The 24,676-nt window shown below is 71.7% G+C and carries 23 protein-coding genes and 1 pseudogene; 16 read left to right on the top strand and 8 right to left on the bottom strand.

Translation table 11 applies throughout. The features are described 5' to 3' along the window. Together B9S57_RS30055 and B9S57_RS30050 are read right to left on the bottom strand one after the other, a co-directional pair. Positions 1 to 336 (bottom strand): annotated as a pseudogene (locus B9S57_RS30055) (hypothetical protein); the annotation flags it as partial. Positions 337 to 396: 60 nt separating this feature from the next. Further along, complete coding sequence (locus tag B9S57_RS30050; protein ID WP_103760330.1) at positions 397 to 1,722, bottom strand: DUF2252 domain-containing protein; 1,326 nt, start codon at positions 1,720 to 1,722, stop codon at positions 397 to 399. Positions 1,723 to 1,942: 220 nt separating this feature from the next. Here B9S57_RS30050 and dnaE point away from each other — a divergent pair, with 220 nt between their 5' ends. After that, complete coding sequence (gene dnaE / locus B9S57_RS30045) at positions 1,943 to 5,479, top strand: DNA polymerase III subunit alpha (RefSeq protein WP_103760329.1); 3,537 nt, start codon at positions 1,943 to 1,945, stop codon at positions 5,477 to 5,479. Positions 5,480 to 5,557: 78 nt separating this feature from the next. Here the strand turns inward: dnaE and B9S57_RS30040 are convergent, their stop codons facing one another. Then, positions 5,558 to 5,737, bottom strand: a complete 180-nt coding sequence (locus B9S57_RS30040; protein ID WP_103760328.1) for a hypothetical protein — start codon at positions 5,735 to 5,737, stop codon at positions 5,558 to 5,560. Positions 5,738 to 6,003: 266 nt separating this feature from the next. On the opposite strand from B9S57_RS30040, the gene B9S57_RS30035 reads away from it, so the two are divergent. From B9S57_RS30035 to B9S57_RS30020, 4 genes are all read left to right on the top strand, one after another. After that, complete coding sequence (locus B9S57_RS30035; protein WP_103760327.1) at positions 6,004 to 7,263, top strand: NYN domain-containing protein; 1,260 nt, start codon at positions 6,004 to 6,006, stop codon at positions 7,261 to 7,263. Between the two features lie 118 nt (positions 7,264 to 7,381). Further along, positions 7,382 to 8,365 carry an ABC transporter ATP-binding protein gene (locus tag B9S57_RS30030; RefSeq protein ID WP_103760326.1) on the top strand — a complete coding sequence of 328 codons (984 nt, stop codon included), beginning with the start codon at positions 7,382 to 7,384 and terminating at the stop codon, positions 8,363 to 8,365. Between the two features lie 55 nt (positions 8,366 to 8,420). Next, complete coding sequence (locus B9S57_RS30025; protein WP_103760325.1) at positions 8,421 to 9,269, top strand: ABC transporter permease; 849 nt, start codon at positions 8,421 to 8,423, stop codon at positions 9,267 to 9,269. Between the two features lie 34 nt (positions 9,270 to 9,303). Continuing rightward, positions 9,304 to 10,041 carry a DUF2567 domain-containing protein gene (locus tag B9S57_RS30020; protein WP_103760324.1) on the top strand — a complete coding sequence of 246 codons (738 nt, stop codon included), beginning with the start codon at positions 9,304 to 9,306 and terminating at the stop codon, positions 10,039 to 10,041. A gap of 181 nt (positions 10,042 to 10,222) precedes the next feature. On the opposite strand, the gene ybaK is transcribed toward B9S57_RS30020, so the two are convergent. The 4 genes from ybaK to B9S57_RS30000 all read right to left on the bottom strand — a co-directional run bounded on the left by ybaK (position 10,223) and on the right by B9S57_RS30000 (position 14,385). Further along, positions 10,223 to 10,723: a Cys-tRNA(Pro) deacylase gene (gene ybaK / locus B9S57_RS30015; protein ID WP_103760323.1), complete on the bottom strand. Its 501-nt coding sequence runs from the start codon at positions 10,721 to 10,723 to the stop codon at positions 10,223 to 10,225. Between the two features lie 16 nt (positions 10,724 to 10,739). Then, positions 10,740 to 11,516: an LON peptidase substrate-binding domain-containing protein gene (locus tag B9S57_RS30010; RefSeq protein ID WP_103760331.1), complete on the bottom strand. Its 777-nt coding sequence runs from the start codon at positions 11,514 to 11,516 to the stop codon at positions 10,740 to 10,742. Positions 11,517 to 11,527: 11 nt separating this feature from the next. Continuing rightward, a complete protein-coding gene (locus B9S57_RS30005; protein ID WP_103760322.1) occupies positions 11,528 to 12,562 on the bottom strand; it encodes a hypothetical protein in 1,035 nt (344 codons plus the stop codon). 221 nt (positions 12,563 to 12,783) lie between these two features. Continuing rightward, on the bottom strand, positions 12,784 to 14,385 hold the full coding sequence (locus tag B9S57_RS30000; RefSeq protein WP_103760321.1) for an oxidoreductase: 1,602 nt from the start codon (positions 14,383 to 14,385) through the stop codon (positions 12,784 to 12,786). Positions 14,386 to 14,545: 160 nt separating this feature from the next. On the opposite strand from B9S57_RS30000, the gene hisD reads away from it, so the two are divergent. The 10 genes from hisD (at position 14,546) to B9S57_RS29955 (ending at position 22,577) form a co-directional block, all read left to right on the top strand. Next, positions 14,546 to 15,868, top strand: a complete 1,323-nt coding sequence (gene hisD, locus B9S57_RS29995; protein WP_103760320.1) for a histidinol dehydrogenase — start codon at positions 14,546 to 14,548, stop codon at positions 15,866 to 15,868. Further along, the gene (locus B9S57_RS29990; protein ID WP_103760319.1) at positions 15,865 to 16,992 is read left to right on the top strand and encodes a histidinol-phosphate transaminase; all 1,128 of its coding nucleotides are present in this window, start codon (positions 15,865 to 15,867) and stop codon (positions 16,990 to 16,992) included. The genes hisD and B9S57_RS29990 overlap by 4 nt, the downstream gene beginning before the upstream one ends. After that, on the top strand, positions 16,989 to 17,591 hold the full coding sequence (gene hisB, locus B9S57_RS29985; RefSeq protein ID WP_103760318.1) for an imidazoleglycerol-phosphate dehydratase HisB: 603 nt from the start codon (positions 16,989 to 16,991) through the stop codon (positions 17,589 to 17,591). The genes B9S57_RS29990 and hisB overlap by 4 nt, the downstream gene beginning before the upstream one ends. Further along, complete coding sequence (locus B9S57_RS34775; protein WP_014156783.1) at positions 17,588 to 17,755, top strand: hypothetical protein; 168 nt, start codon at positions 17,588 to 17,590, stop codon at positions 17,753 to 17,755. The genes hisB and B9S57_RS34775 overlap by 4 nt, the downstream gene beginning before the upstream one ends. Positions 17,756 to 17,762: 7 nt before the next feature. Next, positions 17,763 to 18,404, top strand: a complete 642-nt coding sequence (hisH, locus tag B9S57_RS29980; RefSeq protein WP_103760317.1) for an imidazole glycerol phosphate synthase subunit HisH — start codon at positions 17,763 to 17,765, stop codon at positions 18,402 to 18,404. Beyond that, positions 18,404 to 19,129, top strand: a complete 726-nt coding sequence (gene priA / locus B9S57_RS29975; protein ID WP_103760316.1) for a bifunctional 1-(5-phosphoribosyl)-5-((5-phosphoribosylamino)methylideneamino)imidazole-4-carboxamide isomerase/phosphoribosylanthranilate isomerase PriA — start codon at positions 18,404 to 18,406, stop codon at positions 19,127 to 19,129. The genes hisH and priA overlap by 1 nt, the downstream gene beginning before the upstream one ends. Next, positions 19,126 to 19,524, top strand: coding sequence for a RidA family protein (locus B9S57_RS29970; RefSeq protein WP_103760315.1), 399 nt, complete (start codon positions 19,126 to 19,128; stop codon positions 19,522 to 19,524). The genes priA and B9S57_RS29970 overlap by 4 nt, the downstream gene beginning before the upstream one ends. Then, positions 19,521 to 20,276 carry an imidazole glycerol phosphate synthase subunit HisF gene (hisF, locus tag B9S57_RS29965; RefSeq protein WP_103760314.1) on the top strand — a complete coding sequence of 252 codons (756 nt, stop codon included), beginning with the start codon at positions 19,521 to 19,523 and terminating at the stop codon, positions 20,274 to 20,276. The genes B9S57_RS29970 and hisF overlap by 4 nt, the downstream gene beginning before the upstream one ends. Before the next feature lie 183 nt (positions 20,277 to 20,459). Beyond that, entirely contained in the window at positions 20,460 to 21,395 is a 936-nt protein-coding gene (locus B9S57_RS29960; RefSeq protein WP_103760313.1) for a serine aminopeptidase domain-containing protein, read from the top strand. A 246-nt stretch (positions 21,396 to 21,641) separates the two neighbouring features. Further along, positions 21,642 to 22,577 (top strand): dienelactone hydrolase family protein, encoded by a 936-nt coding sequence (locus tag B9S57_RS29955; RefSeq protein WP_103760312.1) that lies wholly within the window; start codon positions 21,642 to 21,644, stop codon positions 22,575 to 22,577. Between the two features lie 69 nt (positions 22,578 to 22,646). Here B9S57_RS29955 and B9S57_RS29950 read toward each other — a convergent pair whose 3' ends face one another. Continuing rightward, on the bottom strand, positions 22,647 to 23,420 hold the full coding sequence (locus tag B9S57_RS29950; protein ID WP_103760311.1) for an alpha/beta fold hydrolase: 774 nt from the start codon (positions 23,418 to 23,420) through the stop codon (positions 22,647 to 22,649). Between the two features lie 161 nt (positions 23,421 to 23,581). On the opposite strand from B9S57_RS29950, the gene B9S57_RS29945 reads away from it, so the two are divergent. After that, positions 23,582 to 24,676: AAA family ATPase (locus B9S57_RS29945; RefSeq protein WP_258036699.1), on the top strand; the 1,095-nt coding region annotated here is incomplete at its 3' end.

Below are 24,676 nucleotides of genomic sequence, written 5' to 3'. Positions count from 1 at the left end.
GGCCTCGCCGCCGCAGAACACGTCGACGCCCACGGAGCGCAGCGGGCCCGCGACAGGGCCGCCCGCCGCTCCGTAACAGAGGTGCTGGCCCGTGGTGAACACCGTGTCGGCGACCAGCTCCAGCGGCACGAGCAGTCCGGCGATCGCCGCGAAGCCGCGCTCCCGGCCCGCCAGCGCGAACGCCACGGCGAACACGGCCCCGGCCAGCAGCACGACAGCCGTCATCGGCAGCGGGACCCGGGAGAGCAGCACGTGGGACGCGGACGAGAGCGTGACGACGAGCGCGGTGAACAGCGCCGCGCGTACCGCTCTGATCTGCGTCCCTGATACGTCCATCGCCGGAGAGTGTGCCATGCGTTCCTGTAAGTGCCCGCTAAGGACCCTGCGGGCCCCGGCCTACAGGCCCGGGATACGGCCGTTGCGGAAGAGGTCGACGAAGATCTGGTGGTCGGCCCGGGCGCGGGCGCCGTAGCTGTGAGCGAAGTCGACCAGCAGCTCCGCGAAGCCCTCCTCGTCGGCCGCGACGGCCGCGTCGATCGCGCGCTCCGTGGAGAACGGCACCAGCGAGTGCCCGCTCTCGTCGTCCGCCGCCGAGTGCATCGTCGCCGTGGCCCGGCCGAGGTCGGCGACCACCGCGGCGATCTCCTCCGGCTCGTCGATGTCGGACCAGTCCAGATCGACCGCGTAGGGAGAGACCTCGGCGACCAACTGCCCGGCACCGTCGAGCTCGGTCCAGCCCAGCCACGGGTCGGCGTGCGCCTGCAGCGCGCGCTGCGAGATCACCGTGCGGTGGCCCTCGTGCTGGAAGTACTCGCGGACGGCCGTGCCGGTGACATGCCGGGAGACCGCCGGGGTCTGCGCCTGCTTGAGGTAGATCACCACGTCGTTCTCCAGGGCGTCGCTGTTGCCCTCCAGGAGGATGTTGTACGAGGGCAGGCCGGCCGACCCGATGCCGATGCCCCGACGGCCGACGACGTCCTTCACCCGGTAGGAGTCGGGCCGCGACAGGCTCGACTCCGGCAGTGTCTCCAGATAGCCGTCGAACGCCGCCAGCACCTTGTAGCGCGTCGCCGCGTCCAGGTCGATCGCACCGCCGTCGGCGCTGAAGCGGCGCTCGAAGTCCCGGATCTCCGTCATCGAGTCCAGCAGGCCGAACCGGGTGAGCGAGCGGGCGTCACGCAGCGCGCCGAGCAGCGGGCCCTCGGCGGTGTCCAGGGTGAAGGGCGGCACCTCGTCGTTCTTCGCGCCCGTCGCCAGGGCGTGGATCCGCTCCCGGTAGGCGGCGGCGTAGACCCGGACGAGCTCGGTGATCTGGTCGTCGCCCAGCGCCTTCGCGTAACCGATCAGGGCGATGGAGGCGGCGAAGCGCTTGAGGTCCCAGGTGAAGGGGCCCACGTACGCCTCGTCGAAGTCGTTGACGTTGAACACGAGGCGGCCGTTGGCGTCCATGTACGTACCGAAATTCTCGGCGTGCAGGTCGCCGTGGATCCATACCCGGCTCGTGCGCTCGTCCAGATAGGCACCGGTGTGCTGCTCACGGTCCAGGTCGGCGTAGAACAGGCCGGCCGAGCCCCGGTAGAAGGCGAAGGCGGAGCCCGCCATCTTGCGGAACTTGACCCGGAAGGCTGCGGGGTCGGCGGCCAGGAGCTGCCCGAACGCGGTGTCGAAAACGGCGAGAATCTGCTCCCCGCGCTGCTCTGCGCCGGTCTGCGTGTCCGACATCGCTGGGTGCCTCCTGGTACATGGCGTTCATGACAAAAGGGACGGGCGTCCCCGCCCTTCCAACGCGCGACCGTACCCCGGAGTGCCCGTCGCCGGACATCTCGGAGACGTAGACTTCCACGCTGTCCCCCCTGCCCGTCACCACCCGTCCGTCTCCCCGCCACCACCCCTCGCCGAGCGCCCGCGCGCCCGGCCACGCCGACCCCGGAGGCACAGCGCCGTGAGCAAGCCGCCCTTCACGCACCTGCACGTCCACACCCAGTACTCCCTGCTGGACGGTGCCGCGCGGCTCAAGGACATGTTCGAGGCGGCCAACACGATGGGCATGTCGCACATCGCGATGACCGACCACGGCAACCTCCACGGCGCCTACGACTTCTTCCACTCGGCCCAGAAGGCCGGGGTCACGCCGATCATCGGGATCGAGGCGTACGTCGCCCCCGCCTCGCGCAAGCACAAGCGCAAGATCCAGTGGGGTCAGCCGCACCAGAAGCGCGACGACGTCTCGGGTTCCGGCGGTTACACCCACAAGACGATCTGGGCGTCCAACAGCACCGGACTGCACAACCTCTTCAAGCTCTCCTCCGACGCCTACGCCGAGGGCTGGCTTCAGAAGTGGCCCCGCATGGACAAGGAGACCATCTCCCAGTGGTCCGAGGGCCTGATCGCCTCCACCGGGTGCCCCTCCGGCGAGGTGCAGACCCGGCTGCGGCTCGGGCAGTTCGACGAGGCGGTGCAGGCGGCCTCCGACTACAAGGACATCTTCGGCGAGGGCCGGTACTTCCTGGAGCTGATGGACCACGGCATCGAGATCGAGCGCCGGGTCCGCGACGGGCTCCTGGAGATCGGCAAGAAGGTCGGCATCCCGCCGCTCGTGACGAACGACTCCCACTACACCTACGCCAACGAGGCGACCGCCCACGACGCCCTGCTCTGCATCCAGACGGGCAAGAACCTCTCCGACCCGGACCGCTTCCGCTTCGACGGCACGGGCTACTACCTCAAGACGACGGACGAGATGTACGGCGTCGACTCCTCCGACGCCTGGCAGGAGGGCTGCGCCAACACCCTCCTGGTCGCCCAGCAGATCGACACCACCGGCATGTTCGAGAAGCGCGACCTGATGCCGAAGTTCGAGATCCCCGAGGGCTTCACGGAGGTCACCTGGTTCCAGGAGGAGGTCCGGGTCGGCATGGGCCGCCGCTACCCGGAGGGCGTCCCCGAGGACCGCCAGAAGCAGGCCGAGTACGAGATGGACATCATCATCCAGATGGGGTTCCCGGGGTACTTCCTCGTCGTCGCCGACTTCATCATGTGGGCCAAGAACAACGGCATCGCGGTGGGTCCCGGCCGAGGTTCCGCCGCCGGTTCGATCGTCGCGTACGCCATGGGCATCACCGACCTCGACCCGATCACCCACGGGCTGATCTTCGAGCGCTTCCTCAACCCCGAGCGCGTCTCCATGCCCGACGTCGACATCGACTTCGACGAGCGCCGGCGCGTCGAGGTCATCCGGTACGTGACCGAGAAGTACGGCGCCGACAAGGTCGCCATGATCGGCACCTACGGCAAGATCAAGGCCAAGAACGCCATCAAGGACTCCGCCCGCGTCCTCGGCTACCCGTACGCGATGGGCGACCGGCTCACCAAGGCCATGCCCGCCGACGTCCTCGGCAAGGGCATCGACCTCAGCGGCATCACCGACCCCAAGCACCCGCGCTACAGCGAGGCCGGCGAGATCCGCGGGATGTACGAGAACGAACCGGACGTCCAGAAGGTCATCGACACCGCCAAGGGCGTCGAGGGCCTGGTCCGGCAGATGGGCGTCCACGCCGCCGGCGTGATCATGTCCAGCGAGCCCATCGTCGACCACGCCCCGGTCTGGGTCCGGCACACCGACGGCGTCACCATCACGCAGTGGGACTATCCCCAGTGCGAGTCGCTCGGCCTGCTGAAGATGGACTTCCTGGGCCTGCGCAACCTGACGATCATGGACGACGCCATCAAGATGGTGAAGGCCAACAAGGGCGTCGACCTGGAGATGCTCGCCCTGCCGCTGGACGACCCCAAGACGTACGAGCTGCTCTGCCGCGGTGACACGCTCGGGGTGTTCCAGTTCGACGGCGGCCCCATGCGCTCGCTGCTGCGCCAGATGCAGCCCGACAACTTCGAGGACATCTCCGCCGTCTCGGCCCTCTACCGGCCGGGCCCGATGGGAATGAACTCGCACACGAACTACGCCGAGCGCAAGAACGCCCGCCAGGAGATCACCCCGATCCACCCTGAGCTTGAGGAGCCGCTCAAGGAGGTCCTCGGCCTCACCTACGGCCTGATCGTGTACCAGGAGCAGGTGCAGAAGGCCGCCCAGATCGTCGCCGGCTACTCGCTCGGCGAGGCCGACATCCTGCGCCGCGTGATGGGCAAGAAGAAGGCCGACGAGCTGGCGAAGAACTTCGTCCTCTTCGAGGCCGGAGCGAAGAAGAACGGCTTCTCCGACGCGGCCATCAAGGCGCTCTGGGACGTCCTGGTGCCGTTCGCCGGATACGCCTTCAACAAGGCGCACTCCTCCGCCTACGGGCTGGTCACCTACTGGACCGCCTACCTCAAGGCGAACTACCCCGCCGAGTACATGGCCGCCCTCCTGACGTCCGTCAAGGACGACAAGGACAAGTCCGCGGTCTACCTCAACGAGTGCCGGCGCATGGGCATCAAGGTGCTCCCGCCGAACGTCAACGAGTCCGAGCCGAACTTCGCCGCCCAGGGTGACGACGTGATCCTCTTCGGCCTGACCGCCGTCCGCAACGTCGGTACGAACGTGGTCGACTCGATCATCAGGTGCCGCAAGGCGAAGGGGAAGTACTCCACGTTCCCCGACTTCCTCGACAAGGTCGAGGCGGTCGTCTGCAACAAGCGGACCGTCGAGTCGCTCATCAAGGCCGGCGCCTTCGACGAGATGGGACACACCCGCAAGGGACTCGTCGCCCACCACGAGCCGATGATCGACAACGTGGTGCAGGTCAAGCGCAAGGAGGCCGAGGGACAGTTCGACCTCTTCGGCGGCGGCGACGACACCAGCGACGAGCCGGGCTTCGGCCTCGACGTGGAGTTCTCCGACATCGAGTGGGAGAAGTCCTACCTGCTCGCGCAGGAGCGCGAGATGCTCGGCCTCTACGTCTCCGACCACCCGCTCTTCGGTCTGGAGCACGTCCTGTCCGACAAGTCGGACGCGGCGATCTCCCAGCTCACCGGCGGTGAGCACTCCGACGGCGCGATCGTCACCGTGGGCGGCATCATCTCCGGCCTCCAGCGCAAGATGACCAAGCAGGGCAACGCCTGGGCCATCGCGACCGTGGAGGACCTCGCGGGCTCCATCGAGTGCATGTTCTTCCCCGCGACCTACCAGCTGGTCTCCACCCAGCTCGTCGAGGACACCGTCGTCTTCGTCAAGGGACGCCTCGACAAGCGCGAGGACGTGCCGCGCCTGGTCGCCATGGAGATGCAGGTCCCCGACATCTCCAACGCCGGGACCAACGCGCCCGTCGTCCTGACCATCCCCACGGTCAGGGTCACCCCGCCCATGGTCAGCCGGCTCGGTGAGGTCCTCAGCAACCACCGGGGCGACACCGAGGTCCGCATCAGGCTCCAGGGCCCCCGCAAGACCACCGTGCTCCGCCTCGACCGCCACCGGGTCAAGCCGGACCCGGCACTCTTCGGAGACCTGAAGGTGCTGCTCGGCCCGTCCTGCCTGGCCGGCTGAGACCCGCCCCGCCACCCGCGAGAGGGGCGCCCCGCCAGTGGCGGGGCGCCCCTCTCGGCCTGTCGGCCCGGTGGGCCGTCAGTTGTGGCCGAAGCGCTTCTGGTGCTTGCGGGCGACGTCGGACGGGCTGCCCTGAGCCTGCGACTGCGGCTGGGTCTGCGACTCGTACGCCGTCGACTTGGCCTCCTCCGCGCCGCGCTCCGCGGCGGAAGCGCGGTCGTGCTGGCTGCCCTGCTTGCGGTTCTTGTTCTTCGCCATCGTGATGCCTCCTGTGGGAGATCTGGGGGTCCAGAACCGCTGTCAGACTCACATATCACCACAAAGGACGCATATTGGATCATTACAGAGTGTAGTAGGCGCGGTATCATGCGCCGTTCTCGGATCCGCCACGCCGATGATCGAGTTCCGGACCTTAACGACGGTGCCGTCGGGCAGACTCGAAGGAAACCCTGAGTAAGCGAACCCGGGTCGGCGGACCCACCCTCCATGTCCGGGCCCGCTGATCCGCTCCCGATCGGAAGAGGGTGGAACGCGTGGACCGTTGCGTCGTCCTGGTGGACGCCGGCTACCTGCTGGGCGCAGCCGCGAGCCTGCTGGCCGGAGAGCCCGCCCGTTCCCGCATCACCGTCGACCACGCGGCCCTGATCCAGGGCCTGCGCGAGCGCGCCGAGGCCGACACGGAACAGCCCCTGCTGCGCATCTACTGGTTCGACGGCGCACCCGACCGCGTTCCGCAGCCCGAGCACCGCCGGCTCCGGGTCATGCCCAGGGTGACCGTTCGGCTGGGAGCCCTCACACGCAGTGACGGCCGGTGGGCGCAGAAGGGCGTCGACGCGGCCATGCACGCCGAACTGACCGAGCTGGCCAGAAACCGCGCCTGCTCCGACGTGGTGCTCGTGACCGGTGACGGAGACCTGCTGCCCGGACTGATGTCCGCCAAGGAGCACGGCGTCGCCGTCCACCTCTGGGCGGTCCAGGCCGCCGACGGTGACTACAACCAGTCCGAGGACCTCGTCGCCGAGGCCGACGAACGCAGGGTGCTCGACCGTGCCTGGATCACCAGGGCCGTACGGGCCAAGGAGACCGGCGGAGTCTGCGCGCCCCCGCCCGTCCCGCGCCCCGAGATCGCCGCGATCCTCTCCGCCCCGCTGCCCGAGGCCGCCCTCGCAGCCTCGGCCGAGCGGGCATCGGAGGCCCAGGCCGCCGCGGCCCGCGACGTCACCGGCGCACCGGCCGGACAGGACACCCCGGACGCCCCTCCCGCGCCCGGCCACAAGGGCGTCCCCACCCCCAAGGATCTGGCGAGTCTGCGCGCCCCCGGGGCGGGGGCCACGCACCACGCCGCACAGCCGCCCGCGCCCAACGCGACGCTGCGCTGGTCCTCCGACAGGGGCTGGGTCGAGCGCGGCGGACCTCTCGGTGAACCGGCCGAGACCGCGTCCCTGCCGACCCTGGCGCATCTCACCAGTGCGGAACAGCGCTGGGCGGACCGGGAGGAGGACATCACCACCGTCGGCGGTGACCCCTTCGAGGTCGGCCAGGTCTTCGCCCGGCGCTGGATGGAGAGGCTGCCGGAGACCGTCCACCTGCAGAAGCTCTCCACGATGTACCCCCGCATCCCGCACCGCATCGACGGCGAACTGCTGAGGTACGCGGCCCGCTTCGGCCTGCTCGCCCACAAGGACGACCAGATCGACGAGCACGACCGCTATGCCATCAGGGCGGGGTTCTGGCGCGAGATCGACGTACGGGCCGCCGCCGAACACGCTCCCGCGGGGGAGTGAGCGGGGTGACCCTGCCCGCCCCCGGACGCAATACGGGGCATCCGACCCCGTAGTCTCATTCCTCGTGAGTACGGGCACAGCACAGGCTACGGACACGGCACAGGCACGGACCGGGACCGTGTGCGCGGTGCGTGATCTGGTCAAGACCTACCCCGCGGTCCGCGGCCGACGCGGCCGGGCCGCCACCCCCGAGGTGCGTGCCACCGACGGGGTCCGCCTCGACGTCCGGCGCGGGGAGATCTTCGGGCTGCTCGGGCCCAACGGCGCGGGCAAGTCCACGCTCGTGCGCCAGCTCACCGGACTCATGCGCCCCGACTCCGGGAGCGTCGAGGTGCTGGGACACGACCTCGTGCGCCACCCCGAGCGGGCCTCCCGGCTCATCGGCTACCTCGGGCAGGAGTCGACCGCCCTCGACGAGCTGACGGTGTCGCTGGCCGCGGAGACCACCGGGCGGCTGCGGGGCCTGCCCGTACGGGAGGCGCGGGCGGCGCGGGACGACGTCCTGGAGGAGCTCGGGCTCACCGGGCTCGCGGGGCGCCCGCTGAAGAAGCTGTCAGGCGGACAGCGGCGGCTCGCCTGCTTCGCCGCGACCCTGGTCGGTGAGCGCCCCGTCCTCGTGCTGGACGAGCCCACGACCGGTATGGACCCCGTCGCCCGGCGTTCCGTCTGGTCCGCCGTGGACCGGCGGCGGGCCGAGCACGGTGCGACGGTGCTGCTCGTGACCCACAACGTGATCGAGGCCGAGACGGTCCTGGACCGGGTGGCCGTCATGGAACGCGGCCGGGTCATCGCCTGTGACACCCCCTCCGGTCTCAAGGAGCGGGTGGCCGGCGAGGTCCGGGTCGAGCTCGTGTGGCGCGAACGCGCACCGCTGGACGTCCCGGAGGTCGCCGCACTCCGTGAGTCCGCCCGGGAATCGGGGCGCAAGTGGGTGCTGCGGCTCGGTCCCGACGAGGCGCGGGCCGCCGTGGCCGCGGTGACCGGCGGGGAGGCGTTCTCCTCGCTCGACGACTTCACCCTGGCCACACCCAGCCTGGAGGACGTCTACCTGGCACTCGGCGGGGACGCGGCCGCGGCCGGCGAGGGACTGGTGAAGGCGTGATCAGGACGGTGGACGTGTCGGGATACGTGTCGGAGTCGGACGGGAGCACTGCCAGGTGACGAGCATCGTTCCCGCGGAGTCCGCGAAGGTGTCCGGGCCGAGGGCACGGACCTCCGCCGTGCGGGACGGCCGGCCGTCCCGCACCGCCCCCGCGGCCCTCGCGCCGCGGGCCAGGCTGCTGCCGTCGCTGGCCGCCGTCTACCGGGCGCAGCTGTCGCGGGCGAGGGTCGCACGGATTCCGCTGTTGTTCGTCGCCACGTTCCAGTCCGTCGGGATCATGGTGCTGATGCGCGGGGTCGTCGACGGCGGCGAGGAGGCCCGTGCCGTCGTGGCCGGGTCCAGCGTGCTGGTCGTGGCCTTCGTCGCGCTCAACCTGCTCGCCCAGTACTTCGGCCAGCTCCGGGCCGGCGGCGGGCTCGACCACTACGCGACCCTGCCCGTGCCGCCCGCCGCGGTGGTGCTGGGGGCGGCCGGGGCGTACGCCTCGTTCACCGTGCCCGGCACGATCGTCACGGCGGTGGCCGGCAGCGCGCTGTTCGGGCTGCCCATGACGCACCTGTGGGTGCTCGTCGCGGTCATCCCGCTCTCCGGGGCCGCGCTCTCAGGCCTGGGCGCCGCACTCGGGCTGCTGGCACCGCGGCAGGAACTCGCGACGCTGCTCGGCCAGCTCGGGATGTCGGCCGCGCTGCTGCTCGGCGTGCTGCCGGCCGAGCGGCTGCCCGGCCCCGTCGGGTGGGCACGCGACCTCCTCCCCTCGACGTACGGAGTCGAGGCGCTGTCCCGGTCCTTCGGCGCCCATCCCGACTGGGCGGTCGTCGCCCTCGACCTCGCGGTGTGCGCGGCGGTCGGTGTGCTGTCGCTGGCCGTGGCCACCTGGGCCTACCGCCGCGCGGCGGTCCGGTGAGGCGGCGCGTGTCCGGGCCTGGCACGATGGCACCGTGACCGCACCGTTGACGCCGCCGCACCAGCCCCAGCCGAACGACCCGTGGCAGGGCCCGCCCTCCGGGTCGCATGCCGTACCCGGCGAGCAGCCGGGTACGGACGAGCGGCGTGCGGAACTCAAACAGGGCGCGGTGATCGCCGCGGTCCTGACGGTGGCGGGCGTCGTCCTCGGGCTGCTCTGGCTCTGGCTGGCGCCACGGGTACCGCTCGTCTCCGACGACACCGCCGTCTTCCTCAAGAACAGCGAGGGCGAGGAGGCCGTCGGGGCCGACGGCACGTTCGTGCTGCTGGCCCTGGCCTTCGGCCTGGTCTCGGCGGTCGCCGTCTTCCTCTTCCGCCGGCGCGGGGGTATCCCGCTGGTGGTGGGGCTCGCGCTCGGCGGGCTGCTCGGCTCCCTGCTCGCGTGGGGGATCGGGACCTGGTTCGGTCCGACGTCCGACGTGGTGGCCCATGCCAAGGAGGTCGGCAAGGGGGTCACCTTCGACGCGCCGCTCGAGCTGCACGCGGTCGGGGCGGCGATGCTTGCCTGGTCCATCGCGGCGATGATCGTCCACCTGGGGCTGACGGCGCTGTTCGGGCCGCGGGATCCTGAGCCGGAGTGGGGCGTGCCGTACGGAGCGCCGTACGGGGACGGGCAGCCGGTCTCCTCGGCCTCCGGGCCGGAGTCGGCTTTCGGGCCCGGGGCGGTGGCCGAGGACGGCAAGGGCGCGGGGGAGTTCCCGGAGCGGTCCTAGCGGCGCGGGCCGGGCGCGCCTGCCGCTCGGCCCGTTCCACGGATCGCCCGGCCTTCCGTGACCGGGGATCCGCCCCGGAACCCGGTCCTCGGACGCCGGACGGGCCGGACGTGTGCGGCCGGGCCAGGGCGCAGATGACGGGAGGCGTACGAGGTGGTGCGCCTTCGGTGTCCCCTGAGCTTCAGGGGCGGCCGATCGGGGCCAGGGCGGCTTCCGTCAGGGTGGCCAGGTCGGTGGGGGAGAGTTCGACCTCCAGGCCGCGGCGGCCCGCCGAGACGCAGATCGTGGCGTGGGACCCGGCCGACGCGTCCAGCACCGTACGCAGGCGCTTGCGCTGGCCCAGGGGCGAGATGCCGCCCCTGACATAGCCCGTGGTGCGCTCCGCGGCCGCGGGGTCCGCCATCGCCGCCCGCTTGCCGCCGACCGCCGATGCCAGCGCCTTCAGGTCCAGCGATCCCGCGACGGGCACGACGGCGACGACCAGGTCGCCGTCGACATCGGCGACGAGGGTCTTGAACACCCGGTCGGCGGAGACCCCGAGGGCCTCGGCCGCCTCCTCGCCGTACGACGGGGACGCCGGGTCGTGGTCGTAGGCGTGGACCGTGAACACGGTGCCGGCCGCCGTCAGGGCCACGGTGGCGGGGGTGCCGCCGGGCTGCTGCTTCCTGGACTTCTTCGCCACCGGGCCGGTCCTCGGGTCAGTTGGGGTGCGTGGGGTCGCGGGTCAGCTCGGTCGCCGGCAACGACGGCAGATGCCGGATGACGGCGGTCTCCTTGCGTAGGAGCGCCAGTTCCTCGCGCAGCCGGGTCGCGGTGTCCGGGGCCTGGAGCAGCCGCTGCTTCGACGGGACGTCGAGCACGGCGGCGGCGGCCACCAGGTACGAGACGACCGACGGGTCGTCAGGGAGATCCGCACCGGTCGTCAGCGAACGCTCGCTCGCTCCGGCCAGTCGCTTCTGATAGCTGCGGAAGGCCCGCAGGACACCCTCGGAGAGCGCCCCCGCCTCGTCCGTCGGGGAGTCGCCGTCCTCGGCCGCACCGGGGTCCTCCGGCAGTTCCTCGACCTCGGCCGTCAGGAACGGGCCGCTCGCGTCGACGGAGAGCAGCCGCACCCGTGTGGTGCCGGTGGCCAGGACCTCGTAGCTGCCGTCGGCGCGCTCCCGGATCTTCGCCGCGTCCGCGACGCAGCCGACCCGGTGGAAGGTCTGGATGGGATCGGGGCCGAAGCCGTCGGCCGGGGCCCGCTCCACAGGAGGTGCGGCGGCGACCGTGTCCGGCATGCCGGTGGCCGTCGGGGCGGTCTCGCGGCCGTCGCGGATCGCGACCACCACGAAGCGGCGCGGTTCGTCCTCGTCGATCTCGAGCAGCTCGCGCATCATGGCGCGATAACGCTCCTCGAAGACGTTGAGCGGCAGCACGAGGCCGGGGAACAGCACCGCGTTCAGCGGGAAGAGGGGCAGGCGAGCGGTGGTCACAACGGCCAAGCCTAATGGCCGCGGAGCCCGCTGTGTTCCGGCCTCCCGCACAGGGGCGTGGTGGAGGCCACCCGGAGCCGGACATCCGCCCGCGCGTCGAGGAATCCCCCGAGTGCCTCCCCGGTCACGGACGCCCACGGGAACGAGGTCGCGTACGGCCCGATCAGCCGGAACTGCTCCAGGGCCTCGGCCGCGCGGCCCCGTGCGACCAGCACGTAGGCGAGCAGATTGCGGACCTCCGCCGGCCAGGGATCACCGGCGGGGAATCGGGCCGAGAAACTGATCGCGAGGTCGGCCGCCGCGTCGACCCGGTCCACCTGCACCGAGGTCACCCGGGCGACCGCCTCCTCGTCCCGCAGCAGGGCGAAGGCCGCCCGTACGGGGAGCGCCTGCACGAGGGAGTCCCCGGCGGCGTCCTCGGCCGCCCGTTCGGCGAAGTCGAAGCACTCGCGGTGGGAGCCGTACCACTCGGCCGAGAGGTAGCGGAGCGCCGAGACATGGCTGCCGTAGTGGTGCGGGGAGCGGCGCACCGCCTGCTCCCACAGCGACTCGAAGACGGTGTGGGGGGCGTGCGTGCCACGGGCGTGGTCGAGCGCGAGGCGCCACGGCACCGGGTCGCGGGGATCGGCCTCCGAGGCCGCCGTGATCAGCGGCCCCACCTCGCGCAGCAGTTCGGCGTGCGCGGGGGACTCCCAGGCCCGGCGCACCGCCAGCGCGGCCTTGACGAGCAGGGCGTCCGGGTCCCGGGGAGCGGCGGCCAGCCAGCCGCCGAGCCAGCCGTCGCGGTTGCGGGCGAAGGCGACCAGCCGGGCGAGGGTGCGGTCGCGGGACTCCCAGTCGGCCGCGTCCCGGGTGGTGGCGAGCAGCTTGGCCGCAGGCTCGAACTCGCCCAGGGCAGCCGCCACCAGCGCGGGGGAGAGCCGCTCGTCGGGGGCGTCGAGCATGACCGCGTCGTCCGCCGGGAGCCCGGTGGACAGCCCGGGGCCGTGCCGGAGCGTGCGCGCGGTGGTCAGCAGTGCGCGGAGGAATGACATGGTGCAGACCATTGAAAAGCCCTGGTGAGGGCGGCGCCAGAGGGGCTCTGTGAAGCTTCTGTAGCGAGTGGGAGGGTTGCCCTGACCAAGGTCAAGAAAAGGTAAAGGAAAGGGTGGTGGCTGGCTTGATACCGACCCTCCTGTTGCCGATAACCGCCCTTCCCGCCGAACCCTCACCGGCCGCTCGATCACCGTGCCGACGGGGATCCGGACGGACGGGGTGCCCCGTCCGGTCAGCCGCGCCGCAGCAGCCGGGACGCGCCGGCCGCCACCGTCGTGGCCAATATCCACCCCAGCAGCACGAGGGCCGCAGCCGTCCACTGCCAACCGCCCTCCAGCAGCCAGTAGCCGTCCTGCCCGAGATCGATCACCGGCACCAGCAGGTCCAGGGCGTACAGCGCGGGATTCCACTGCGGATGCTCGCTCCCCTTGATCGACTCCGGTCGGTACTGCGAGAAGGCCACCGCGCCGGCCGCCCACAGCACCGCCATCCAGACCAGGGCCCGCCCGGGCCGGTAGCCGTACGCCACCGTCCAGTCCTGCAGATAGCCCCAGATCCTCCCCGCGGGCGGCAGGGTCTCGCGCCGCCGCCGCTGCTTGGCCAGCAGCACCTCCCGGGCGTCCGCGTCCTCCCCGCAGCTGCGGAGCACCGCCGCGAGGCGCTCGTACGGCTCCGGTACGTACTCCGGGGTCGCCGCCAGTACCCACTCCAGGCGGCGGGAGAGCGGGAAGTGGCCGTACGGCACGAGGTTCTCGTAGACGAAGCCGCCCATCGCCAGACCGCCCGGGCCCGGCCAGCTGGTCGACACGTCGATCAGCGTGACGACCTTCGCGCCGTTCAGCACGACCCGGCCCTCCCGGGGGCGCTCCGCGTTGAAGCGCAGCTCGGGGGTGACGATCCGGCGCAGCGAGAGCTCCTCCCGGTCGCCGAGCACGAACCGGGCCTTGTGCAGGTCCACCGCGTCCCCGAACCGCCCGTCGTCGAGCCGCACCGCGCCCCGGCACTCGAAGGCCTGCGCACGCGTCCCGCGAGCCGGGCCACCGCCGCGCGCGACACCGTACGGGGGAGTGGTGCCCTGGTTCCCCGTGTCGATGCTCACCCAGGCCTCCGTCATGTACAGCGTGCGCTCCACGCTCAGCTGCGGGGCGTTCAGCGCCCGCCGCCCGTCCGAGGCCCGCAGCCGGCTGCCGCGCAGGCTCAGCGAGCCGCCGACCTTCGCACCGCGCAGGCTCACCTCGCCCCGCGTCTCGATCATCTCCGCCTGGAGGTCCTGCGCCACCGACATCCCGTCACCCACGAAGGAGCGGCCGCGCCGGTCCGGCCCGATGCGGATCTGGTTGACGAGCAGGTCCGTGCCGATCTGCGCGTCCGTGAGCCGGATGCCGCGCTCGATCCGGCAGCGCGGCAGATGCAGATCCCCCTCCGTGTGCAGCCGGGCCGCGTCCAGCCTCGGCAGCGCGCAGCCCACCATCCGCAGCGTCGTGAAGTGGCACTCGGGCACCACCACCTCCTGCTCGAAGCGGCAGCCCGTCAGCTCCACGTAGGGCGAGACGCGGCCGCCGGCCAGGTCCAGTTTCCCGGTGATGCGGACGCCCCGGAGCTTCAGGGCGGCCACCCGGCCGGGGCGCGCCGCCGGCCCGCTCAGCAGCAGCCGTGCCACCGTCCGGGCGCCCACGCTGCGCTCCGGGCCCCAGCTGTGCGGGGCGAAGGGATCGTCGCGCACCGGGTCGTGCGAGCGGAGGTCGTAGGTGGTGCCGTTCCTGAACGACTGCCACATGCCCAGCTCCGCCGCGCTGAGCCCGTCGGGGATCTCCCCGTCGTGCGGTTCGGTCACTGCACCACCTCCACCTGCGCGGTCGGCCCCACGCTTCGTACAGTCGTTCTTCCCTCTGTGTGACGACGTGAACGCTAAAGGTCAGCAGTGACAGCCGGGACATGTATCAGCCAGTGATACGGGCGACCGGACGCCGGAACCGGTCTGAGAGAATTGCGGTGTGATCTCTCGAATCGATCTGCGCGGCACCGCCCTCCCCGAGGGCGGCGCCCTGCGCGACCTGCTGCCCCGTGCCGAGTTCGACGTGGAAGCCGCCCTGGAGACGGTGCGGCCCATCTGCCAGGACGTACGCCATCGTGGCTCCGCGGCAGTGATCGAGTGGGGAGAGAAACTCGACGGCGTGCGCCTCGACTCGATCCGGGTCCCCGCCGGCGCGATCACCGGTGCCCTGGAGAGCCTCGACCCGGCCGTACGGGCAGCGCTCGAGGAGTCCGTCCGCCGCGCCCGCCTCGTCCACCGCGAGCAGCGCCGCACCACGCACACCACCCAGGTCGTTCCCGGCGGCACCGTCACCGAGAAGTGGGTCCCCGTCGAGCGCGTGGGGCTCTACGTCCCGGGCGGCCGCTCGGTCTACCCCTCGTCCGTCGTCATGAACGTCGTCCCCGCCCAGGAGGCGGGCGTCGAGGGCATCGCCGTGGCGTCCCCGCCGCAGAAGGAGTTCGGCGGCCTGCCGCACCCCACGATCCTCGCCGCCTGCGCCCTCCTCGGCGTCGACGAGGTGTACGCCGCCGGCGGCGCCCAGGCCGTCGCCATGTTCGCGTACGGCACCGAGGACTGCCTGCCTGTCAACCTCGTCACCGGCCCCGGCAACATCTACGTCGCCGCCGCCAAGCGCCTCCTCAAGGGCCGCATCGGCATCGACGCCGAGGCGGGCCCCACCGAGATCGCGATCCTCGCCGACGCGAGCGCCGACCCGGTGCACGTCGCCGCCGACCTGATCAGCCAGGCCGAGCACGATCCGATGGCCGCCGCCGTCCTCGTCACCGACTCCGAGGAGCTCGCCGCCGCCACCGAGGCCGAGCTGAAGCCCCAGGTCGCCGCCACCAAGCACATCACCGACCGGATCGAGCCCGCGCTGGCCGGCCGCCAGTCCGCGATCGTCCTGGTCTCCTCGATCGACGACGGCCTGAAGGTCGTCGACGCCTACGCCGCCGAGCACCTGGAGATCCAGACGGAGAACGCCGCCGCCGTCGCCGACCGGGTCCGCAACGCAGGCGCGATCTTCGTCGGGCCCTGGTCGCCCGTCTCCCTCGGCGACTACTGCGCCGGCTCCAACCACGTCCTGCCCACCGGCGGCTGCGCCTGCCACTCCTCCGGCCTGTCCGTGCAGTCCTTCCTGCGCGGCATCCACATCGTCGACTACACCCGTGACGCACTGGCCGAGGTCACCCACCACGTCGTGACCCTCGCCGAGGCGGAGGACCTCCCCGCTCACGGCGCCGCACTCAAGGCCAGGTTCGGCTGGAAGGTTCCGCAGGCGTGAGCGACGACAGCACCACCCGTAACCCGTGGGACGCGCTCCCGATCCGCGACGAACTGCGCGGCCAGTCCCCGTACGGGGCGCCCCAGCTCGACGTGCCCGTCCGGCTGAACACCAACGAGAACCCCTACCCCCTGCCCGACGCGCTGGTCGACCGCATCGCCGAACGGGTCCGCGAGGCCGCCCGGGACCTCAACCGCTACCCCGACCGCGACGCCGTCGAACTCCGCACCGAGCTCGCCCGCTACCTCACCCGCACCGCGGGACACGAGGTCGCCGCCGCGAACGTCTGGGCGGCCAACGGCTCCAACGAGGTCCTCCAGCAGCTGTTGCAGACCTTCGGCGGCCCCGGCCGCACCGCGATCGGCTTCGAGCCCTCGTACTCGATGCACGCCCTCATCGCGCGCGGCACCGGCACCGGCTGGATCTCCGGACCGCGCAACGAGGACTTCACCATCGACGTGGAGTCCGCGAAGAAGGCCATCGCCGAGCACCGGCCCGAGGTCGTCTTCATCACCTCGCCCAACAACCCCACCGGCACCGCCGTGGACGCGGACACCGTCCTCGCGCTGTACGACGCCGCCCAGGCCGCCCGGCCCTCGATGGTCGTCGTCGACGAGGCGTACGGCGAATTCAGCCACCACCCCTCGCTGCTCCCGCTGATCGAGGGCCGCCCCCACCTGGTGCTCTCGCGGACCATGTCCAAGGCCTTCGGCGCCGCGGGCCTGCGCCTGGGCTACCTCGCGGCGGCCCCGGCCGTCGTCGACGCGGTCCAGCTGGTGCGGCTGCCGTACCACCTGTCCTCCATCACCCAGGCCACCGCCCTCGCCGCCCTGGAGCACACCGATACGCTGCTCGGGTACGTCGCGCAGCTCAAGAGCGAGCGCGACCGGCTGGTCGACGGACTGCGGGAGCTCGGCTTCGCCGTCACCGACTCGGACGCCAACTTCGTCCAGTTCGGCCGCTTCGCCGACAGCCGTACCGCCTGGCAGCAGATCCTCGACCGGGGCGTCCTGGTCCGGGACAACGGCGTACCGGGGTGGCTGCGGGTCTCCGCGGGAACCCCGGAAGAGAACGACGCGTTCCTCGATGCGGTGCGCGAACTGAAGAAGGAGCACGACGCATGACTCGCGAGGCCCGCGTGGGAAGAGTGGAGCGGACCACCAAGGAAACCTCCGTGCTCGTCGAGATCGACCTCGACGGCACCGGCAAGGTCGATGTCGCGACCGGGGTCGGCTTCTACGACCACATGCTCGACCAGCTCGGCCGCCACGGACTCTTCGACCTGACGGTCAGGACCGAGGGCGACCTGCACATCGACACGCACCACACCATCGAGGACACCGCGCTCGCGCTCGGCGCCGCCTTCAAGCAGGCCCTCGGCGACAAGGTCGGCATCTACCGCTTCGGCAACTGCACCGTCCCGCTGGACGAGTCGCTCGCCCAGGTCACCGTCGACCTCTCCGGCCGCCCCTACCTGGTGCACACCGAGCCCGAGAACATGGCGCCGATGATCGGCGCGTACGACACGACGATGACCCGCCACATCTTCGAGTCCTTCGTCGCCCAGGCGCAGATCGCCCTGCACATCCACGTGCCGTACGGGCGCAACGCCCACCACATCGTCGAGTGCCAGTTCAAGGCCCTGGCCCGTGCCCTGCGCTACGCCGCCGAGCACGACCCGCGCGCCGCCGGCATCCTTCCGTCCACGAAGGGCGCCCTGTGACCGGCCTCAACACCGTACTGATCCTCGTCGGCCTCTTCCTGGCCGGCGGCGTCTACTCCTTCTGGAAGCAGGGCATGCCCAAGGGCGTCGTCGTGCTGCTCGGAATCGGCTCCGTGATGTGTCTGGTGGCAGGCGTCATGCGGATCCAGGGACTCTGGGACTGAGGAATCTGTGAGCGACAAGAAGAAGATCGTCGTCTTCGACTACGGTTTCGGCAACGTCCGATCCGCCGAGCGGGCCCTCGCCCACGTCGGCGGTGACGTGGAGATCACCCGCGACTTCGACACCGCGATGAACGCCGACGGACTGCTCGTCCCCGGCGTCGGCGCCTTCTCGGCCTGCATGGAAGGGCTGAAGCAGGCGCGCGGCGAGTGGATCATCGGCCGGCGGCTGTCCGGCGGCCGGCCCGTCATGGGCATCTGCGTCGGCATGCAGATCCTGTTCGAGCGCGGCATCGAGCACGGCGTCGAGACCGAAGGCCTCGACGAGTGGCCCGGCACCGTCGGCCCCCTGAAGGCCGACGTCGTCCCGCACATGGGCTGGAACACCGTCGAATCCCCGGAGGGCTCCCAGCTCTTCGCCGGCCTGGACCCCGAGGCCCGCTACTACTTCGTGCATTCCTACGCGGCGCACGACTGGTCCCTCGAAGTGACCAACGCCAAGATCCGTGCACCCAAGGTCACCTGGGCCACGCACGGAGAGCGGTTCGTGGCCGCCGTGGAGAACGGCGCGCTGTGGGCCACCCAGTTCCACCCCGAGAAGTCCGGCGATGCCGGCGCCCAGCTGCTGACCAACTGGATCGAGACGCTGTAATGCCGAAGCTTGAACTGCTCCCCGCCGTAGACGTCCGCGACGGACAGGCCGTCCGCCTCGTGCACGGCGAATCCGGCTCCGAGACCTCCTACGGCTCCCCGCTCGAGGCGGCCCTCGCCTGGCAGAGCTCCGGCGCCGAGTGGCTGCACCTCGTCGACCTGGACGCCGCCTTCGGCACCGGCGACAACCGCGCGCTGATCGCCGAGGTGGCCGGCGCCATGGACATCAAGGTCGAGCTCTCCGGCGGCATCCGCGACGACGCCTCGCTGGCGGCCGCCCTCGCCACCGGCTGCCGCCGCGTCAACCTCGGCACCGCCGCCCTGGAGACCCCCGAGTGGGTCGCCAAGGTCATCGCCGAGCACGGCGACAAGATCGCCGTCGGCCTCGACGTCCGCGGCACGACGCTCCGCGGCCGCGGCTGGACCCGTGACGGCGGCGACCTCTACGAGACGCTCGCCCGCCTCGACTCCGAGGGCTGCGCCCGCTACGTCGTCACCGACATCGCCAAGGACGGCACCCTCCAGGGCCCCAACCTCGGTCTGCTGAGGGACGTCTGCGCCGCCACCGACAAGCCCGTCGTCGCCTCCGGCGGTGTCTCCTCGCTCGCCGACCTGCGCGCGATCTCCCTCCTCGTCCCCGAAGGCGTCGAGGGAGCCATCGTCGGCAAGGCGCTGTACGCCGAGGCGTTCACCCTCGAAGAGGCACTCAAGGCGGTCGCCGCATGACGGACTCCGTACGCCGCATCTCCTCCGACGTCCCCTTCGAGGAGAAGTTCGGATACTCCCGCGCGGTCGAACTCCCGGGCGGCCTCGTGCTGGTGGCCGGCTGCACCTCCGTGGTCAAGGGGCAGATCGCCGCGGGCAGCCCGTACGAACAGGCCGTCACCTCCTTCGAGGTCGCCTTCTCGGCGCTCGAACAGCTGGGCCTCGGCCGCCAGGACGTCGTCCGCACCCGGATGTACCTCACCCACGCCCGGGACGTCGACGAGGTGGGCCGCGCCCACAAGGAGCTCTTCGACGAGGTCCGGCCCGCCGCCTCCATGATCATCGTGTCCGGCTTCGTCGACCCCTCCCTCGTCGTCGAGGTCGAGGTCGAGGCCTACCGGGCAGGTGAGCGATGACCCTCGCCGTACGCGTCATTCCCTGCCTGGACGTCGACAAGGGCCGTGTCGTCAAGGGTGTCAACTTCCAGAACCTGCGCGACGCGGGCGACCCCGTCGAGATGGCCAAGCTCTACGACGCCGAGGGCGCCGACGAGCTGACCTTCCTCGACATCACCGCCTCCAGCGGTGACCGGGAGACGACCTACGACGTGGTGCGCCGCACCGCCGAGCAGGTCTTCATCCCGCTCACCGTCGGCGGCGGGGTCCGCACCCCCGACGACGTCGACAAGCTGCTGCGCGCCGGGGCCGACAAGGTCGGGGTCAACACCGCGGCCATCGCCCGCCCCGACCTCATCCGTGAGATCGCGGAGCGGTTCGGGCGCCAGGTGCTCGTCCTCTCCGTCGACGCCCGGCGCACCCCCGAGGGCACCTTCGAGGTGACGACCCACGGCGGCCGCAGGGGCACCGGTATCGACGCCGTCGAGTGGGCGCACCGGGCGGCCGAGCTCGGCGCGGGCGAGATCCTGCTCAACTCGATGGACGCCGACGGCACGAAGGACGGCTACGACACCGAGATGATCAAGGCGGTACGGACGCACGTCACGGTCCCCGTCATCGCCTCCGGCGGGGCGGGCCGGCTCGAGGACTTTCCGCCGGCCGTCGGCGCCGGGGCGGACGCGGTCCTCGCCGCGTCGGTCTTCCACTTCGGTGACCTGCGGATCTCCCAGGTCAAGGGCGCCCTGCGCGAGGCCGGACACCCGGTTCGCTGACCCGGGCAGGGGGAGGGGCCGGTCATCAGGACCGGCCATCTCGCCGATGTCCGCGTGCGTGCGCGCCGCCAGAGTGGCGCCGTCAACGAATGACGGCGCCACGCGGTGCTCCCCGAAGGCCCCCGGACGACGGGCTGCCGGCTGCCGCGGTGTGGCTCGCCACAACCGAGAGGATCCCCCCTCGTGCAGCAGCACCTCCCCTCCGGCGACATCTCCCCGCGCCGCCACCGGACGTCGAAGAGCCGCTCCCGCACCGTCAAGGGCGCCCTGGTGGCCGCGGCGGCGACCGCCGGTCTGCTCACCGCGCTCGTCCCCGGCGGTGCCCAGGCCGCCGAGAATCCGTACGAGCGCGGTCCGGCCCCGAGCAACTCGAGCATCGAGGCGAGCCGCGGCTCGTACGCCACGTCGCAGACGACCGTGTCCTCGCTCAGCGTCCGCGGCTTCGGCGGCGGGACCATCTACTACCCCACGTCCACCTCGGACGGGACGTTCGGCGCCGTGGTGATCTCACCCGGCTTCACCGCCTACCAGTCGAGCATCGCGTGGCTCGGAGCGCGCCTGGCCTCGCAGGGTTTCGTGGTGTTCACCATCGACACCAACACCACGTCGGACCAGCCGGCCAGCCGTGGTGACCAGCTGCTCGCGGCGCTGGACTACCTGACCGACGACAGCTCGGTGCGCAGCCGGGTCGACTCCTCCCGGCTGGGTGTGATGGGTCATTCCATGGGTGGTGGCGGCACGCTGGAAGCGGCGAAGGACCGTCCTTCGCTGCAGGCGGCGATCCCGCTGACCGGCTGGAACACGGACAAGACGTGGCCCGAGGTCAAGACCCCGACCCTGGTCATCGGCGCCGACCTTGACACGATCGCGCCCGTCGCCACGCACTCCAAGCCGTTCTACAACTCGCTGCCCAGTTCGCTGGACAAGGCGTACCTGGAGCTGCGCGGGGCCAGCCACTTCACCCCGAACTCGTCGAACACGACGATCGCGAAGTACAGCATCAGCTGGCTGAAGCGCTTCATCGACAACGACACCCGCTACGAGCAGTTCCTCTGCCCGCTGCCGTCGACGAGCCTGACGATCGCCGAGTACAAGGGCAACTGCCCGCACACCTCCTGACCACAGGAGCGCCGGGGCCGGACCGCGTCACGCGGTCCGGCCCTTCGTGCTGTCGTCAGGTCCCGCGGGCCGCCCGGTCCGGCGTGAAGACCGGCCATCTCGCCGATGTCCGCCGGGGCGGCGCACCGCGACAGTGGCGACAGGCCAGTGAACGACGGCGCCACCCCGCGGTGCACCCCGAAGGCCCCCGGACGAAGGGCTGCCGGCTGCCGCGGTGCGGTGCCGCCACAACCGAGAGGAACCCCCGTGCAACAGCACCTCCCCTCCGGCGACATCTCCCCGCGCCGCCACCGGACGTCGAAGAGCCGCTCCCGCACCGTCAAGGGCGCCCTGGTGGCCGCGGCGGCGACCGCCGGTCTGCTCACCGCGCTCGTCCCCGGCGGTGCCCAGGCCGCCGACAACCCGTACGAGCGCGGCCCGGCGCCCAGCAACTCCAGCATCGAGTCACTGCGCGGCCCGTACTCGGTCTCGGACACCTCCGTCTCCTCCCTGAGAGTCAGAGGCTTCGGCGGCGGGACGATCTACTACCCGACGTCCACCTCGGACGGCACCTTCGGGGCGGTCGTCATCGCGCCCGGCTTCACCGCCTACGAGTCGAGCATCGCCTGGCTCGGTCCGCGGCTCGCCTCGCAGGGCTTCGTGGTGTTCACCATCGACACCAACACCACGCTGGACCAGCCGGCCAGCCGTGGTGACCAGCTGCTCGCGGCGCTGGACTACCTGACCGACGACAGCTCGGTGCGCAGCCGGGTCGACTCCTCCCGGCTGGGTGTGATGGGTCATTCCATGGGTGGTGGCGGCACGCTGGAAGCGGCGAAGGACCGTCCTTCGCTGCAGGCGGCGATCCCGCTGACCGGCTGGAACACGGACAAGACGTGGCCCGAGGTCAAGACCCCGACCCTGGTCATCGGCGCCGACCTTGACACGATCGCGCCCGTCGCCACGCACTCCAAGCCGTTCTACAACTCGCTGCCCAGTTCGCTGGACAAGGCGTACCTGGAGCTGCGCGGGGCCAGCCACTTCACCCCGAACTCGTCGAACACGACGATCGCGAAGTACAGCATCAGCTGGCTGAAGCGCTTCATCGACAACGACACCCGCTACGAGCAGTTCCTCTGCCCGGTGCCGTCGGCGAGCCTGTCCATCGCCGAGTACAGGGGCACCTGCCCGCACACCTCCTGACGACGGGGGATCAGGGGCCGGGCCGCGCGTACCGCGGTCCGGCCCTTCCGTGCGGGGGCGCAGTCGGTGTCAGTCCCGCGCGAGGAACGAGGCGATGGCCCCGGCGAATCCCGGATCGCGTACGGCCGTCAGGTGGTCCCCCGGGAGCACGGTCAGCTCCGCCCCCGCTATCGCCGAGGCCAGGACCTCGGGCCGGGTCGCGAGGGGATCGCTGCCTCCGGCGAGGACCAGTGTCGGTACCTTGATCCGGTCCAGCGGCAGCGCGTCCCGGTGCACCGCCCGTATCTGGGCGGCCAGCGCCAGCCGGTCCCCGCCCGCCGTGTCGGCCAGGACCCTGAAGGCGCGGGTCCGCTCGGGCGCGTCCGCCGCGTCCTCGGCCGTCAGCGCCGCCGACACCAGCTCGGGAGGCATCACCCGGGTGTCCAGGCCGCCGACCTCCACGGCACCCGCACCGATCCCTCCGGCCACCAGGCGGCTGATCCTGGTGTCCTGGGCCGCGGCGAGGACCGCCACCACGGCGCCCATGGAGTAGCCCGCGACATGCACCCGGTCCTCGCCGATCCGGTCGATGAGCAGGCGGACGTCACGGGCCATCAGCGATTCGCCGTAGTGCGTGTCGTCGTGCGGCCGGTCCGACTCGCCGTGGCCGCGTGCGTCCAGGGCGTACACCCGCCGTCCCCGTGCGACGAGCGCCTCGACGACGCCGGGGCCCTCCCAGTTCAGCCGGGCGTGCGCGGCGAAGCCGTGCAGGAGCACCACCGGGGGCAGTGCGCTGTCCGGGTTCCGCGACCAGGACCAGTAACGCAGGGTCAAACCGTCGTGTGTACGCAATTCATCAGTCATGCACCGACGTTACGGGCGGCCGCCGCCGAACGGGCCGGGACTGTGCCCTCGCACAGCACGTACGCCGTTCCGTTGGGAGCCCGCACCGCTTGGCGCCGACCGGGAACAGGGAGCGGACGCGAGCCTTCCGACGCTGTTTACGCGGAAGTAACGTGAAGAGCGTGACCCCATCGACGACCGTGCACAGTCCGCTCCGGCTGTACGGCCGCAGCGGTGAACTAGCCATCCTGGAAACCCTGTTGGGACGGCTGCGGGTAGGGGACGGCGGAGCGCTCGTGCTGACCTCGCCGCCCGGCCTCGGCCGGACCGCCCTGCTGCGGCAGGCCGCCGCCCACTACGTGGGAGGGCGCGGCGGCCCCGTCCTCTTCGCCGCCGCGGCCCCCACCGAACAGCGCCTCCCCTACAGCGGGCTCCATGCCCTGCTCTGCTCCGCACCCGGTCCGCTGCCCCTGGCCGCCGACGCGATCCTGCGCTCCGGAATCAGCCCGGGAGCGCTGCTCGGCCTGCTGCGAGGCCTGGGCGCCGATCAGCCCCTGCTGGTCTGCGTGGACGACGCGGACGCCTGGGACCCCGACTCCCGCGCCGCACTCGGCTTCGCGGCCCGCAGACTCGGCGCGGGCAGCCGGGTCGCGGTGGTGGTCGGCGCGGCCGACGAGGCCGCCTTCGCCGGACTGCCCGCGCTGCGCCTGGGCCCGCTCGACGACGACGCGGCGACCGCGCTGCTGGACCGGCTCACCGAGGGCACGGCCGACGTCGACCCCGTCGTACGCAGCGAACTCCTGCGCGAGGCCGCCGGGAACCCGCGTCTGATGGCAGGGCTCGTCGGCCGTCTCACCGCCGGCCAACTGGCCGGCCGCACCGCCCTCCCGTATCCGCTGCCCGGGGCCGAGAGAGTCCTGGACGCCCATGCCGGCCATCTGGACGGGCTCTCCCCCGACACCCACACCCTGCTCCTGCTGGCCGCGGCCGCCGAGGAGCACGAGCCGGACGGGGCCGGCGCGGACGCGGCCCTGCTGCTGCGCGCCGGAGCACGGGCCGGACTGGCCACCGCCCACCTCGACCGGGTGCTGTTCGCCCCCGCCGGCACCGCGGGAGCCCTCCAGCGCGCCGGGAGCCGGGTGCACTTCAGCCACCCGCTGCTCCGCCGCGCGGTCCTGCACCGGGCGCCCCCGGGACGCCGCCGCGCCGTGCACGAACTCCTCGCCGGCCTCCTCGCCGGGCCGGGTCCGGCGACCCTGCCCGCGCTCGTCCAGCGG

Origin of the sequence: Streptomyces sp. SM10, from assembly GCF_002910915.1 — a bacterium.
Classification (GTDB): Bacteria; Actinomycetota; Actinomycetes; order Streptomycetales; family Streptomycetaceae; genus Streptomyces.
This window is presented reverse-complemented; position numbering and strand designations above follow the sequence as displayed.

Coding starts and splice junctions, on each gene's coding strand:
- B9S57_RS30050 (WP_103760330.1), bottom strand. CDS start 1,722: ATGTCGGACACGCAGACCGGCGCAGAGCAGCGCGGGGAGCAGATTCTC.
- B9S57_RS30040 (WP_103760328.1), bottom strand. CDS start 5,737: ATGGCGAAGAACAAGAACCGCAAGCAGGGCAGCCAGCACGACCGCGCT.
- B9S57_RS30005 (WP_103760322.1), bottom strand. CDS start 12,562: ATGGTCTGCACCATGTCATTCCTCCGCGCACTGCTGACCACCGCGCGC.
- hisB (WP_103760318.1), top strand. CDS start 16,989: ATGACTCGCGAGGCCCGCGTGGGAAGAGTGGAGCGGACCACCAAGGAA.
- priA (WP_103760316.1), top strand. CDS start 18,404: ATGCCGAAGCTTGAACTGCTCCCCGCCGTAGACGTCCGCGACGGACAG.
- B9S57_RS29970 (WP_103760315.1), top strand. CDS start 19,126: ATGACGGACTCCGTACGCCGCATCTCCTCCGACGTCCCCTTCGAGGAG.
- hisF (WP_103760314.1), top strand. CDS start 19,521: ATGACCCTCGCCGTACGCGTCATTCCCTGCCTGGACGTCGACAAGGGC.
- B9S57_RS29950 (WP_103760311.1), bottom strand. CDS start 23,420: ATGACTGATGAATTGCGTACACACGACGGTTTGACCCTGCGTTACTGG.